The organism is Glutamicibacter sp. (assembly GCF_035257265.1).
Taxonomy (GTDB): Bacteria; Actinomycetota; Actinomycetes; order Actinomycetales; family Micrococcaceae; genus Glutamicibacter.
Window position 1 is genome coordinate 166,551 of record NZ_DATEXC010000019.1, and the last position, 13,773, is coordinate 180,323.

Annotated in this window: 9 protein-coding genes and 2 riboswitches; of the genes, 5 read left to right on the forward strand and 4 right to left on the reverse strand. The window is 57.1% G+C overall.

Features of this window, described 5'->3' with window-relative positions; all coding sequences use genetic code 11:
• The first annotated feature begins 18 nt into the window (after positions 1-18).
• Both VJ369_RS04545 and VJ369_RS04550 read left to right on the forward strand, forming a co-directional pair.
• Positions 19-516, forward strand: coding sequence for a sigma-70 family RNA polymerase sigma factor (locus VJ369_RS04545; protein WP_324090931.1), 498 nt, complete (start codon positions 19-21; stop codon positions 514-516).
• Complete coding sequence (locus VJ369_RS04550) at positions 513-1,145, forward strand: methylated-DNA--[protein]-cysteine S-methyltransferase (RefSeq protein ID WP_324090932.1); 633 nt, start codon at positions 513-515, stop codon at positions 1,143-1,145. Before VJ369_RS04545 ends, VJ369_RS04550 begins: the two co-directional genes overlap by 4 nt.
• 71 nt (positions 1,146-1,216) lie before the next feature.
• Here VJ369_RS04550 and katG read toward each other — a convergent pair whose 3' ends face one another.
• Together katG and VJ369_RS04560 are read right to left on the reverse strand one after the other, a co-directional pair.
• Positions 1,217-3,394 carry a catalase/peroxidase HPI gene (katG, locus tag VJ369_RS04555; protein WP_324090933.1) on the reverse strand — a complete coding sequence of 726 codons (2,178 nt, stop codon included), beginning with the start codon at positions 3,392-3,394 and terminating at the stop codon, positions 1,217-1,219.
• A gap of 117 nt (positions 3,395-3,511) precedes the next feature.
• Positions 3,512-3,943, reverse strand: coding sequence for a Fur family transcriptional regulator (locus tag VJ369_RS04560; protein ID WP_324090934.1), 432 nt, complete (start codon positions 3,941-3,943; stop codon positions 3,512-3,514).
• A gap of 525 nt (positions 3,944-4,468) precedes the next feature.
• Here VJ369_RS04560 and VJ369_RS04565 point away from each other — a divergent pair.
• Positions 4,469-6,322 (forward strand): BCCT family transporter, encoded by a 1,854-nt coding sequence (locus tag VJ369_RS04565; RefSeq protein ID WP_324090935.1) that lies wholly within the window; start codon positions 4,469-4,471, stop codon positions 6,320-6,322.
• Positions 6,323-6,391: 69 nt separating this feature from the next.
• Here VJ369_RS04565 and acs read toward each other — a convergent pair whose 3' ends face one another.
• A complete protein-coding gene (acs, locus tag VJ369_RS04570; RefSeq protein ID WP_414652616.1) occupies positions 6,392-8,356 on the reverse strand; it encodes an acetate--CoA ligase in 1,965 nt (654 codons plus the stop codon).
• Between the two features lie 149 nt (positions 8,357-8,505).
• Positions 8,506-8,613: riboswitch (SAM riboswitch) on the reverse strand.
• Between the two features lie 265 nt (positions 8,614-8,878).
• Positions 8,879-8,978: riboswitch (SAM riboswitch) on the forward strand.
• A gap of 16 nt (positions 8,979-8,994) precedes the next feature.
• Here acs and VJ369_RS04575 point away from each other — a divergent pair.
• A complete protein-coding gene (locus tag VJ369_RS04575; RefSeq protein ID WP_324090937.1) occupies positions 8,995-10,341 on the forward strand; it encodes an acyl-CoA dehydrogenase in 1,347 nt (448 codons plus the stop codon).
• 50 nt (positions 10,342-10,391) lie between these two features.
• On the forward strand, positions 10,392-11,795 hold the full coding sequence (locus VJ369_RS04580) for an LLM class flavin-dependent oxidoreductase (protein ID WP_324090938.1): 1,404 nt from the start codon (positions 10,392-10,394) through the stop codon (positions 11,793-11,795).
• A gap of 83 nt (positions 11,796-11,878) precedes the next feature.
• Here VJ369_RS04580 and ggt read toward each other — a convergent pair whose 3' ends face one another.
• Positions 11,879-13,702 carry a gamma-glutamyltransferase gene (gene ggt / locus VJ369_RS04585; RefSeq protein WP_324090939.1) on the reverse strand — a complete coding sequence of 608 codons (1,824 nt, stop codon included), beginning with the start codon at positions 13,700-13,702 and terminating at the stop codon, positions 11,879-11,881.
• Positions 13,703-13,773 lie beyond the last annotated feature (71 nt).

Below are 13,773 nucleotides of genomic sequence, written 5' to 3' on the forward strand. Positions count from 1 at the left end.
CCGCCAGCGAGGAGCCACATGAAGCAACCATTCGAACGGGTCGTACAGACCCATGGACTCAGCGTCCTGCGAGTGTGCCGCGCGCTACTCGATGAGCACCGCGCTCAAGATGCCTGGTCCGAAACGTTCCTCTCGGCGCTGAAGGCCTATCCGCATTTGGATCAGGAAGCCAACGTGCAGGCCTGGCTGGTGCGCATTGCCCACCGCAAAGCAATCGACGAACTGCGTAAGCACCGGCCCGAAATTGTGCAAGCTGAGATCGACATTGGCGACCGCGTCCACTCCGGGAGTCCGGCGCAGAACTTAGAAAATCTGGAACTCTGGCAAGTGGTTAAAACGCTGCCAGAAAAACAACGGCTAGTCATCGCCTACAGGTATCTGGGCGGATTAAGTTATGCGCAGATTGCCGAGGTGCTGTCGGGTACGCCGGAAGCAGCCCGGAGAGCGGCGGTCGACGGAATCAAAAACTTACGAAGCAAGCTGGATGAGGCACAAGCCCCGGGAGCTAAACGATGAATATTAACAAGGTAAATTCCGGCCCCAACGCCGAGGAGACTACGATGCTGGCCCAACTGCATTCGCGTCTGGAGGACGAAGCAGAAAAGTCACAGCTGACCGATATTTCCTATCGTGTGCTAGATACCCCGATTGGAAAACTTCTGCTGGCGAGCACCGAGTCCGGACTGGTCAGAGTTGCTTTTGAAATCGAAGGTTATGACCATATCCTTGAAAGCCTAGCCACTAAGGTGAGCCCGCGAATCCTTCAAGCACCTGCAAAACTCGATGGGGCAGCACGCCAGCTTGATGAATATTTTGCTGGCACACGTCACAAATTCCAGCTCCCGCTGGACCTGCGACTATCCACAGAGTTTCGCCGAACCGTGCAAGTAGAACTGGGACAAATCGGCTACGGGCAGACCCGCAGCTACGCGCAGGTGGCAGAGAAGATTGGTAAACCAAAAGCGGTGCGTGCGGTGGGGTCCGCCTGCGCGACCAATCCACTACCGATTGTCTTGCCATGCCACAGAGTCCTGCGCACCGATGGTTCGCTCGGCGGATACCTTGGCGGATTACCCACCAAGCTGCAGCTACTTGAACTTGAAGACCCGCAACGACGGACGCAGCCAGATCCAGTGCTGTTTTAAGTTGGAAAAACACATAGCTGTGGCTGTCACCCCAACGGGGTGACAGCCACAGCTATGAGCAAGGAAACTACTTACTTACGCAGGTCAAAACGGTCAGCGTCCATGAGCTTGGCCCAGGCTGCGGCGAAGTCGGTAGCAAACTTCTCCTTCGCATCATCCGCGGCGTAGACCTCGGCCAGTGCACGAAGCTCGGAGTTAGAGCCGAAGACCAGATCCACGCGGCTGCCAACCCAGCGGCCGTCGGTGGTTGCATAGGTCTTCTCTTCGGCGTCGGGGGTCCACTCAAGGCCCAGTTCCAACAGGTTCGCGAAGAAGTCGTTGGTCAATGCACCCGGGGTGTCGGTGAAGACGCCGTGGTTTGAGCCATCCCAGTTGTTGCCCAGTACTCGCAGGCCACCGAGCAATACGGTCATCTCCGGGGCGTTGAGGCCCAACAGGTTAGCGCGGTCAATGAGCAGATATTCCGGAGGCAGATTCAAGAACCCGGAATCGTAGTTGCGGAAGCCGTCGGATACCGGCTCCAGCCAAGCGAACTGCTCCACGTCGGTCTGTTCCTGTGTAGCGTCAACGCGACCGGCAGTGAATGGAACCTCAATCTGCTGGCCGGAAGCCAAGGCTGCCTGCTCAACACCGACGTTGCCAGCCAAAACTACAACGTCTGCGAAAGAAGTCTTGATGGCAGAAGTCGCGTTGAACTCTTCCACGATCTGCTCGAGGACTGTGATTACTGCCTTGAGCTGTTCTGGCTGGTTAACCGTCCAGGAGACCTGTGGTTCCAGGCGGATACGGCCGCCGTTGACGCCACCGCGCTTATCAGAGGAACGGAAGCTTGCAGCTGCCTTCCATGCGGTGGAAACCAACTGCTGTACCGATAGGCCCGACTGCGCGATGAGGGCCTTGAGTGCAGTAACCTCGGTAGCACCCAAGGTTACTGCAGGGGCAGCCGGCAATGGATCCTGCCAAGCCAGATCTTCGGCCGGGACTTCTGGTCCGAAGTAACGGGACTTCGGGCCCATGTCGCGGTGGGTCAGCTTGAACCAGGCACGGCCGAAAGCGTCGGCGAACTTGTCTGGATTGTTCTTGAAGTCTTCCGAGATTGGACCGTAAACCGGATCAAAACGCAGAGCCAAGTCACTGGTCAGCATGCGTGGTTCGCGACGCACGGCTGGGTTATGAGCCATTGGCACCATGTCGGCTCCGGCGCCGTCCTTGGGACGCCACTGCTGTGCGCCGGCTGCCGAGTGGAACAGTTCCCACTCGTAAGCGAAGAGGATGTGGAAGAACTCGTTGTCCCAACGGGTTGGGTGGTACGTCCAGGTCACTTCGAGACCTGAGCCGATGGTGTCATCGCCGTGGCCGGTCCCGTGGCCTGACTTCCAACCCAGTCCCTGCATCTCCAACGGAGCCGACTCCGGGTCTTCACCCTTGTGGGTCTCGGCGCTAGCACCGTGAGTCTTGCCAAAGGTGTGTCCGCCGGCGATCAGCGCGACGGTTTCTTCGTCGTCCATGCCCATACGGCGGAAGGTTTCGCGGATATCGACGGCTGAAGCCAAAGGATCTGCAACGCCATCTGGACCCTCAGGGTTGACGTAAATCAGTCCCATCTGAACGGCTGCCAGTGGAGCTTCAAGGTTGCGTGCGCCGGTGTAGCGTTCGCTTTCCAGCCAGACCTTTTCCGGGCCCCAGTACACGTCATCGTCTGCTTCCCAGACGTCCTTACGGCCGCCCGCGTAACCGAAGGTTTCGAATCCCATGTCTTCCAGAGAAACGTTGCCGGCCAAGATGATCAGGTCGGCCCAGGACAGTGACTGGCCGTACTTCTTCTTTACTGGCCAGAGCAGTCGACGCGCCTTATCCAGGTTAACGTTATCTGGCCACGAATTCAGCGGTGCAAAACGCTGTTGGCCGGCGCCTGCGCCACCGCGGCCATCGTGTGAACGGTAGGTGCCCGCTGCGTGCCAGGCCATGCGGATGAAGAATGGACCGTAGTGGCCGAAGTCTGCTGGCCACCAGTCGTAGGACTTGGTCATCAGCTCGGCGATATCGGCCTTTACTGCTGCGAAGTCCAGTGCTTCGAATGCCGCTGGGTAGTCGAAGTCGGCATCCAGTGGGTTGGTGGCTTCCTGGTTCTTGGATAGAACCTTCAGGTTGAGCTTATTTGGCCACCATTCGGTGTTCGCATTACCCCGGGTAGGGTGAACGCGTCCGGCGCCTACTACTGGGCACTGACCTGCAGTCGTTTCTGACATGTAGTTTTCCTTCTGATGCTGAATTGGGCGTGATATTCCATGTCCGCAGGGCAGTGGCCTGCGAAGATGAAGATTAGTTCCTTGCGGTACTTCTTTGTAAACAGAACCTCTAGTTGGCTAGGCTGTTTTGGCTGCTTGGCAGGCTGGACAGAGTCCCCAGTAGATGACTTCTGCCTCGTCAATGGTGAAGCCGTGATCATCGGAAGCATGCAGGCACGGGGAAGCGCCGACGGCGCAATCGACGTCCGCCAACCATCCGCAGCTGCGGCAGACCACATGATGGTGGTTGTCGCCTACCCGTGCCTCGTAGCGTGCGATATGACCGTGGGGCTGAATCTGGCGCAGCAGTCCAAGGCTGCTCAGGAGCTTTAGCGAGTCATATACCGCCTGATGTGAAACCGTCGGGTATTCCTGCCTGACCGCCTCAATAATGGTCTCGGTATCCGCATGAGGGTGAGCCGTGACCGCGGCAAGCACCGCAACGCGCGGGCGGGTAACCCGCATCGACGCGTCGCGCAGCACCTTCTCAATTCCCCCGGATGTTGTCATGACACTAGCTTGCCCTATTTATTTTGAATGAGTCAAGATAAAGCGCGCTATTTTGCGGATCTTTTTCTGCTTAAATTTTTGACCGGGGAAAAGGACTTCTGATCTGGCCTGTTTTGCTGACTAAGGCAGAAAATTTTATTTGGCGAGGAAATTCACATGCGCCATCCGTTAAGCGTGTTTCACAAGGGACGTAAGCCCCTCGGAGGCACCTAAAGCAGTAGGTCAAATCTTGCCACGTTTGACCCTTATTCGCGGTGGGACCATGATGGATAAGGCCTTTGAGGACGTCAAAGAGTAAAAATGTTTACCCTTTCTGCTGGGTTGATTTAGTCAACCTCCGCAGATGCTGACAGTCGAGGACTATTATTTCAGCGTCTTCCGCTGTTGAATGAAGCCAGTGCATGATGCCCTCGAAGCAATGCTCAACCGAGTCCATGATCTGGCAACCGACCCTTCGCCGGGATGGTTGCCGCCGGAACTCATGACGTTTAGGCGAAATGAATTCCGCCGGTGAAGGAAGAACAAATGACGCAGAATGAACAATCATTCGAAGATTTAGTCGGCGAGCTGCATACGGCTCGTCAGCGACGACCTAAGAAAATTGACAAGACTGGTATGGATTACTGGGTGTTCGGCATTGCCGGATGCTTGGCCTTGGCCTTTATCGTGTGGGGATTTGTTACCCCCAAAGGGCTAGGCGTCGCATCTGATGCCGCACTGGACTGGGTAATTACGAATACCGGCTGGCTATTTGTCATCGCAGCTTCGGTATTTACCGTATTTGTCCTCGTGGTTGCCGCAAAGAATTTTGGGCGCATTCCACTCGGGAAAGACGGTGAGAAGCCACAATTCAGCACCATCTCTTGGATCTCCATGATGTTTGCTACCGGTATGGGTATCGGGTTGGTGTTCTACGGTGTCGGTGAGCCACTGTACTTCTACATGTCACCTCCACCAGGAACCGTGGACGGGCAAACTCCTGCTGCGTTGAGCACCGCGATGGGCACTACGCTCTTCCACTGGACCTTGTTCCCATGGGCCATGTACGCAATTGTTGGTCTGGGTATGGCCTACGGTAGCTTCCGGCTCGGACGTCCACAGCTGTTCTCCGCGATGTTCTCCTCAATTTTCGGTGACCGGGTCACGCATAGTTGGGGTGGCCGCACCATCAACATCTTGGCCATTTTGGCCACGTTGTTCGGCTCCGCGTGTTCTTTGGGTCTTGGTGCGCTTCAGATCGGTGGCGGAATACAGGCCAGCGGTGTGATGGCCCAGGTTGGCTCCGGTATTTTGGTTGTAATCATCGCCATTTTGACTGCATTGTTCGTCGCCTCGGCCGTATCCGGCATCGAACGCGGAATTCAGTGGCTTTCAAATATCAACATGATCTTGGCTCTGGTCATTGCATTGATCGTCTTCATCGGCGGACCAACGCTGTTCATTCTTAACGTCATTCCAAATGCCGTGGGTGCCTTCATTGGCGACCTTCCGCAGATGGCATCGCGTACCGCCGGTTCCGGAGGCGAAGCAATGTCTGCTTGGCTGTCCTCCTGGACCGTGTTCTACTGGGCTTGGTGGGTTTCATGGGCTCCGTTCGTTGGCTTGTTTATCGCCCGTATTTCGCGTGGTCGCACCATTCGTCAGTTCGTGACCGGTGTGCTGCTGGTGCCTTCCAGCGTTACCCTGATCTGGTTCTCGATCTTTGGCGGCGGCGCTATCGGCCTGCAGGAACGTGCCGAACAAGCTGGGGATACCGGTGCTGCCCTGGTGAATATGGTGGACGGAGTTCCGGACCTTGACTTTGACTTGATCCTCTTTGACCTGCTTGACGCGCTACCTCTACCTGGTTGGATCGCGGTGCTGCTCATGATCGTGACGGTATTGCTGATTGCGATCTTCTTCGTCACCGGCGCCGACTCTGCCTCCATCGTGATGGGTGCGCTCAGTGAACGAGGAGCCGCGGAACCGTCGAAGAAGTCCATTATCTTCTGGGGCGTTGCCGTAGGCGCGGTAGCTGCGGTGATGCTGCTTGCCGGTGGCGACAAACCAGCCGAAGCGTTGAACGGTCTGAAGAATATTACAATCGTTTCCGCGCTGCCGTTTGTCCTGGTGATGCTACTGCTCTGCGTGGCCATCTGGAAGGATCTGAGTAGGGATCCTCTGGTGCTTAGCGACAAGGTGGCTCGTCAGGTCTTGGAGCAATCGGTGACCGAGGGCGTTGAACGCCACGATGGAAGCCAATTCAGCTTGATGACCACGGAAATCCCGTTGGTAGATAGCAAAGAATTTGTGCTCAAGACGGAGGCCGTCGATTCGTCATCCGCAAAGGAAGACTCCGGCTCAACTGGGCCGGCGAAGCCCGAGCGTATCGAAGAGTAACGATGTAAAACGAGACAAATCTGCCCCGCAGTTCAACGAACTGCGGGGCAGATTTGTCTCTGAAACTGTTTAGCTCCGTGCCCGGCAAATTTCATCTAGCTCGGCGATGCACGGCTCATTTTGCAAGCTGGTGGTGTCCCCGAGCTTGGTGCCTTCGAAGAGCTGAGTCAGCAAACGGCGCATGATCTTGCCCGAACGGGTCTTTGGGACATCGGGAACCAATACGATATCGCGCGGTTTAGCGATGGGGCCGATCTGCTCGGTGACCGTTGCACGTAAGGTGGTGATGAACTCTTGCTGGCGAGCAATCGTTTGCGCGTCAGGGTTTGCTGAGATCAATGTCTTATCCAGCGGAACCACAAACGCGGTGGCCGCGTGGCCGGTCTTCGCATCCGGGGTGGGGCAGACTCCGGCCTCGACAACACCTGCATGGGTCACCAACGCCGACTCAATCTCAATGGTTGACAGCCGGTGCCCGGAAATATTGATTACGTCATCGGTGCGACCCAGGATATAGATATCCCCGTCCTCATCAAAGCGGGCTCCATCACCTGCAAGGAACCATCCCTGGGCAACATATTGCTCCCAGTAGCTGGTGTAATAACGTTCCGGGTTTCCCCAGACCGTGCGGGCCATGGATGGGCCGGTTTGGGTAATCACGATATTTCCCTGTTCGTTGGCAGCCACGGTATTTCCCGCAGCGTCAACGATGTCCACCGATACGCCCGGTAGGGCGCGCGAGGCACAGCCTGGCTTGAAGTGCTCATCGGTAGGCAAGGGCGAAAGTACGGTAGCGCCAGACTCGGACTGCCACCAGGTGTCAACCATCGGGATCCCATTCTCGGTATCTCGTCCCACCTGGGCGCGCAGCCAGCGCCACGCCTCGGGGTTGACCGCTTCGCCCACGGTGCCGCCCACACGAATTGAGGACAAATTGTACTTGTCCTCAATTCCATCGGGGAACCAACCCATCAGCGAACGGACCAGCGTAGGTGCAGTGTAGTAACTGGTGACCTCGTAGCGTTCGATAATTTCAAAGTGGCGTCCGGGATGCGGCGCGTTCGGCACACCCTCATAGATCACCTGGGTGACACCGTTTGCCAGTGGCCCATAAATTTCATACGTATGCGCGGTAACCCAGGCCAAATCCGCGGTGCACCAGTGCACGTCTTTGGCGCGCTGCGACTCATCGGGGTTGCCGAACAAAAGATTGTGGCTATAAGCAGCCTGTGTGAGGTAACCGCCGGTGGTATGAACCAGCCCCTTAGGCTGTCCGGTAGTTCCCGAGGTGTACATGATGAACAGCGGCGTTTCGGAGTCGAAGGCTTCGGCTTCGTGATGCGTGGGCTGGCTCGCTACCGTTTCGTGCCACCACAGGTCGCGTCCTTCGGTCCAAGGAATGTCGTCTCCGGTGCGGCGGATAACCAGCACCTTTTCAATATCATTTTCTCCGGAGACCGCAATGTCGGCATTGGCTTTGACGGGGACCGAGCTCCCGCGACGGAATTGACCGTCGGTGGTCACTAGGAGCTTCGCTTTGGTGTCTTCCACACGGAATTTGAGTGCCTCCGCGGAGAAACCTCCGAAGACCAAGGAATGGATCGCGCCGATACGGGCGCAAGCCAGGGTAATCACAATTGTTTCGATGAGCACCGGTAGGTAAATGACCACACGGTCGCCCTTGGTAATACCGAGTTCCAATAGTGCGTTGGCCGCTTGGCTGATGCGATCTTGCAAGTTCTGGTAGGTCACCGCAATGCGGTCCCCAGGCTCACCCTCAAAGTAGAGCGCAACCTTGTCACCATTTCCGGATTCCACATGGCGGTCCGCGCAGTTCACCGCGGCATTGAGCTTACCGCCCAGGTACCAAGAGATCTGTGGTCCACGCTTTGCTTGGGGATCTGCGGCAACGATCTGGCTAGTGGTGTGCCATTTGGTGTCCCAGTTGAGCAAGTTTGCTGCTTCGTCCCAGAATTCCTGGCGGTTCTTGTCGCCAGCAAGTGTGGTTGTTTTGGCCAACTCGGTGATAGTCATTGTGTTTCCTTGAAGAGTTTGGGGGCTGCAGTTCCTGCGGTGCTTACGTGCGCGTTGTTTAGCTAGTGGGTGCCCAGTTGCTTGCGCATTATCGAGCAGCATCTTCGAGTAAGCCGGCCGGGGCAGGGCGATATGAAAACCATGATTTATCTCCATCGTTCCTGGCGGTAGCACCGGCCACACCTTGAATGAAAATTCGTGTGTGGTGGTTGCTGCGGCGTCACAGAGCCAGATCTCTTGGCCGCTCGGGATGGTTGCATGACTATTACAGGCTGTCGAACGAATTCAATGCAAATCCGTCGTAACATGAAAAATATTCGATAACTACGTCACATCATCAAGATATTTCGATTTTTATTTCACCAACAACGTATTTGGCTGAAAATTCGCGAAACGCTGGGCGTGGTGTTCGGCTATGGCGGATAAGTGCAGTCCTTGATGCACTTCAAAGGTCACGCCAGCACGAAGAAATGTGACTTATCGGGTTGAAGGCAACGTAATTCTCAGGCTACAAATGATTACGAACCATCCAGAGCGACCGAGAGATCTGGCTCGAAGACGTCGCAGCAACCACCCACCATTTTTTGGCCCGGGACGGTGCTACAGCCAGAACCGATGGAAAGAATAGAGGACTTTCGATGTCATTTGGCGATTCAGCTGGCGACTTTAACGAGCTCAGCGATCCGTCTGTGGCTGGAAGCGCTACGCAGCTTGATGAGCTGCCCGCAGAGCTGCCCACACGACAATTACTCAAAATAACTCCAGGTCCAGGCGCGGATGAACAGTACGAACGACTTGCAGATATCTTCCGTCCCGTCTTCGCGCAGATTGCCGCCGGGTCCAGTGAGCGTGACCGGCAACGGATTCTCCCCTTCGAACAAGTTGGGCTGCTTAATCGTGAACGCTTTGGTGCCCTGCGACTACCCATTGCCGAAGGTGGTCACGGGGCACGGCTAAGCGATGTGTTTCGGCTGCTCATTGAGCTAGCCGAAGCTGATTCGCACGTTGCACAACTCTGGCGCGCCCATATTGCCTTCGTGGAAAATGTGGTGCGTCTAGAAGACCAAGAACTCCGCAGCAAATGGGTTACACGAATCAGTGCCGGCCAGATTGTCGGCAACGCTTATACCGAAGAGGGCGGAAACGCCCTGGGCGTACTGAACACCAAAGTGACCGAGCAGGACTCGCGGTGGTTGGTCAACGGCCGCAAATTCTATTGCACCGGTACCATCTTTGCGGACTGGACCACCGTCGCGGTAGCCCACCCAGAGATTCCGGGCCGCCAGATCGCCGTGGTATCAACACAACACAGTGGTGTGAAGATCCTTGATGACTGGGATGGTTTTGGCCAGCAGCTCACAGGTACCGGCAGCACCGAATTTCAAAATGTCCCGGTGGATACCTTCATGCCTGAAGATCCCACCGACCCGGAGGCCGCAATCTTCCAGCTGGTGCTCATGGCGGTGCAATCAGGAATTGGTCGGGCCGCACTAAACGACCTGCGATCCTCGGTTCAAGCACGTACCCGCAGCTTCTCCACCGGGACAGGGGTCCCGGTGCACCGAGAACCGCAGGTACTGCAGTTGGTCGGGGAAGTTTCCGCGGAAGTTTTTGCCTCAGATTCCGTGGTGATCGGTGCGGTGCTGGAAGTTGAAGCGGCGATGGCGGACCCAAATCTGAACTCCGAGGAACGCTTCGCGGTATGTGAGTTAGCGGCTAACCGGGCACAGACCATCGTGCAGCCCTTGGTGATCGGGGCGACGAGCAAACTCTTTGACGGTCTCGGCGCATCAGCTACACGTAACAGCTGCAATATGGATCGGCATTGGCGAAATGCCCGCACCATTGCAACGCACAACCCGGCAATTTATAAGGCACGCATCGTAGGGGACTACGAGATCAATGGGGTCCAGCCCCAACGGCTCTCGGTCACCGGCACGGTTTCTGGAATCCGCAGTTTTCCGGATCCGAAACAAAATTTCTGAACACAACTCAAGATCAACCAGATGTCATTTACATGGATAGGGGCACACCAATGAGCGAGAACAAGCGCGAAATCCGTTTTAACGCCTTCGATATGAACTGCGTGGTCCACCAGTCACCAGGACTGTGGCGTCACCCAGCCGACAAGGCCTCGACCTACAAGACTCTGGGCTACTGGACACACCTGGCCAAGGTGCTGGAAAAGGGTAAATTTGATGGTCTGTTCCTCGCCGACGTCCTAGGTACTTACGACGTATACAAGGATTCCAACGAGAGCCCACTGCGCACTGGCGCGCAGGCTCCGGTCAACGATCCGATGATGCTGGTTTCAGCGATGGCCGCAGTCACCGAGAACCTCGGTTTCGGTGTCACCGCTGGCACCGCATATGAACACCCATATGCATTCGCCCGCCGCCTGGCCACCTTGGACCACCTGACCGAAGGCCGTGTGGGCTGGAACGTTGTCACCGGTTATCTGCCATCCGCTGCCCGCAATATGGGTCAGGAAGACCAGATGGAACACGACGAGCGCTACAACCACGCAGACGAGTACCTGGAGGTTGTTTACAAGCTTCTTGAAGGTTCGTGGGAAGACGACGCGGTACAGGCCAACAAGGAAACCGGCGTTTATGCCGACCCGGCCAAGGTGCACTCGATCAACCACGAAGGAAAGTACTTCAAGGTTCCGGGCATCGCCATCACCGAACCAAGCACCCAGCGTACCCCGGTGATCTACCAGGCCGGTGCCTCTAGCCGCGGTATTAAATTTGCCGCCGGCAACGCCGAATCGGTCTTCGTCACCTGCCCAACACGTGAAACCCTCAAGGCTGCCGTAGCCAAGATCCGCGATGCCGTTGAGGCTGCCGGCCGCGACCGCTACGACGTAAAGATCTTCGCAATGCAGACCATCATCACAGATGAGACCTCCGAGCTAGCCGAAGCCAAGTACCAGGACTACAAGTCCTACGCGGATATCGAAGGCGCTCAGGTGCTGATGTCGGGCTGGATGGGTATCGACCTCTCCGCATACGGTCCCGATGACGTCATCGGCGAGAACGTCAAGTCGAACGCTATCCAGTCAACTGTGGAGACCTTCCAGAAGGCCAGCGGCGATTCGGACAAGCCATGGACCATCCGCCAGCTGGCTGAGTGGGTCGGCGTTGGCGGCTTCGGTCCAATCACCGTCGGTTCCGGTGCTGAGGTTGCCGAGAAGCTCATCGAATGGGTGGACTACACCGATGTAGACGGCTTCAACTTGGCCTATGCGGTTACTCCGGCAACTTTTGAGGACATCGTCGAGTACGTGGTCCCGGAGTTGCAGGCACGCGGCGCATACAAGAGCGAATACACCGAAGGTTCACTGCGCAATAAGCTGTTCGGCCAAGGAGACCGGGTCAAGGATACCCACCGGGCTGCCCAGTACAAGATTTCAAACCGACTGGCTGCGCAGGCTTGAGGTTTTAAAACTCACGTAGTGGCGTAAAACCAGCAGGTCCCCGCGAAATATCGAATTTCACGGGGACTTGCTGGTTTGAGCGGCTATTTAGCGGGCGTGACCACCATGGCCGAGCCGCCGCCACGGCGGGTTGGTTCAGCCGCCGCGGTCAGAGACCCATCTGCGGCGATTTCCACCGCCTCGACCGCGCCGATTTCCGCCTGCGGTGTGAAGGAATCACCGGCGGGGGTGAGCTTGTGGCCGAAAGCCTCAAGCGCTGACCCGTAGGCCTCGATGAATTTGGGCTCTGCCGTCACTGCGGCGGTATTGCGCTGCGAGGCGCGAGGTGCCGCGATTGCCTGGCTGATGTCCATTCCCAAATCAATGCGGTTCACCAAGGTCTGCAGCACCGTAGTGATAATAGTGGAGCCGCCGGGGGAGCCGATGGCGAGCATCGGTTCGCCGTCGCGCAGCACAATCGTTGGCGCCATCGACGAGCGCGGACGCTTGCCAGGTTCAATACGGTTTGGATCCTGCGGGTCGTACACCGTGGAGAAGTCGGTCAGCTCGTTATTCAGCAGGAAGCCACGCTCCGGCACCACCATTCCCGAACCGCCGGTCTGCTCAATAGTCAGGGTGTAGGAAACTACGTTGCCCCAGCGGTCCACCACCGAAAGATGGGTGGTGGAAATGTTCTCGGTATCCTGCTCAATGACCGGTTCGCTGGTTGCCGCCGGGCACAATCCGTCATAGCCCTCAATGTCGCCCGGAGCTACCGGCTTCACCGCAGCCTGTTCGGGGTTTATCGCGCACGCCCGGTCCACGCCGAACAGCTTGTCGGTCAGGGTTTCGGTGGGAACATCAACAAATGCCGGGTCGCCAACAAACTTGCCGCGATCAGCATAGGCCAAGGCCGTTGCTTCAAAGTAGTGGTGAAGCGCGGACGGCCGCTGCATGCCCGAGAGGTCGAATTCGCCAAGAATGTTCAGTGATTCTCCGATGGTGGTTCCTCCGCTGGACGATGGGGCCATGCCAAAAACGTCCAGTCCACGGTAGGTCACCTTGGTTGGCTGCTGCTCCGCAACCTCATAGTCCGCCAGATCGGCGGTGCTCACATAACCAGCAGGAACGGGGAGGGCGGTGTCTTCAGTCTTGGGTGGAGCTTGCACCGTCTGGGATATTTCCTCGGCCATCTCGCCGTGGTAGAACGCCGAAGGGCCCTGCTTGGCAAGTAACCGGTAGGTCTGGGCAAGATCCGGGTTCTTGAAGATGCTGCCAACTTGGGGTGCATCGCCATCGGGCAGGAACAGTTCGCTCGTCGAGCTGAAAGCAGCGAAGCGTTCCTTGTTATCAAGGGTCTGTTCACGGAAGGTTTCATCGACGACAAAACCGCGTGAGGCCACCTGAGTGGCCGGGCGCAAAACTTTCTTCAGACTTTGGGAACCCCAATTATCCAATGCCCGCTGCCAGGTGGCTAAAGTCCCGGGTACACCGACCGCCACCCCGCTAGTGACCAGTTCGGGAGTGAAGTTGTAGGGCTCGCCGGTTGCAGGGTCGACAAAGGCATCGTGGGGCATTGCTGCCGGAGCTGTCTCACGGCCGTCAATGGTGCTGATTTTTCCGGTTTTTGAGTCGTAGTACATGAAGTAGCCGCCGCCACCGATGCCCGCACTATAAGGTTCGGTCACACCCAGCGCTGCCGCGGTTGCGACGGCCGCATCAACTGCGTTGCCGCCTTTGCGCAGTATTTCAATGCCGGCGGCGGTCGCTTCGGGGTCCACGGATGAAACAGCGCCGCCGCTGCCTTTGGCCGTAGGCGTTTTGCCGGTTGCCCGGGGATCTGCGCTGGCCGGAAGGGCAGTGAAAGTTCCCAGTCCCAGCGCAAGTGCCGCCGCGCTGGCGATAGCTCTCGTACTTGCTCGTGACATACTTTGATCTCCTGAAAAGGTGGGGATGAAGTAAGCGCCAATTTACGTGACAAACACCTGAGACTAGGCCT

Coding starts and splice junctions, on each gene's coding strand:
- VJ369_RS04545 (WP_324090931.1), top strand. CDS start 19: ATGAAGCAACCATTCGAACGGGTCGTACAGACCCATGGACTCAGCGTC.
- VJ369_RS04550 (WP_324090932.1), top strand. CDS start 513: ATGAATATTAACAAGGTAAATTCCGGCCCCAACGCCGAGGAGACTACG.
- katG (WP_324090933.1), bottom strand. CDS start 3,394: ATGTCAGAAACGACTGCAGGTCAGTGCCCAGTAGTAGGCGCCGGACGC.
- VJ369_RS04560 (WP_324090934.1), bottom strand. CDS start 3,943: ATGACAACATCCGGGGGAATTGAGAAGGTGCTGCGCGACGCGTCGATG.
- VJ369_RS04565 (WP_324090935.1), top strand. CDS start 4,469: ATGACGCAGAATGAACAATCATTCGAAGATTTAGTCGGCGAGCTGCAT.
- acs (WP_414652616.1), bottom strand. CDS start 8,356: ATGACTATCACCGAGTTGGCCAAAACAACCACACTTGCTGGCGACAAG.
- VJ369_RS04575 (WP_324090937.1), top strand. CDS start 8,995: ATGTCATTTGGCGATTCAGCTGGCGACTTTAACGAGCTCAGCGATCCG.
- VJ369_RS04580 (WP_324090938.1), top strand. CDS start 10,392: ATGAGCGAGAACAAGCGCGAAATCCGTTTTAACGCCTTCGATATGAAC.
- ggt (WP_324090939.1), bottom strand. CDS start 13,702: ATGTCACGAGCAAGTACGAGAGCTATCGCCAGCGCGGCGGCACTTGCG.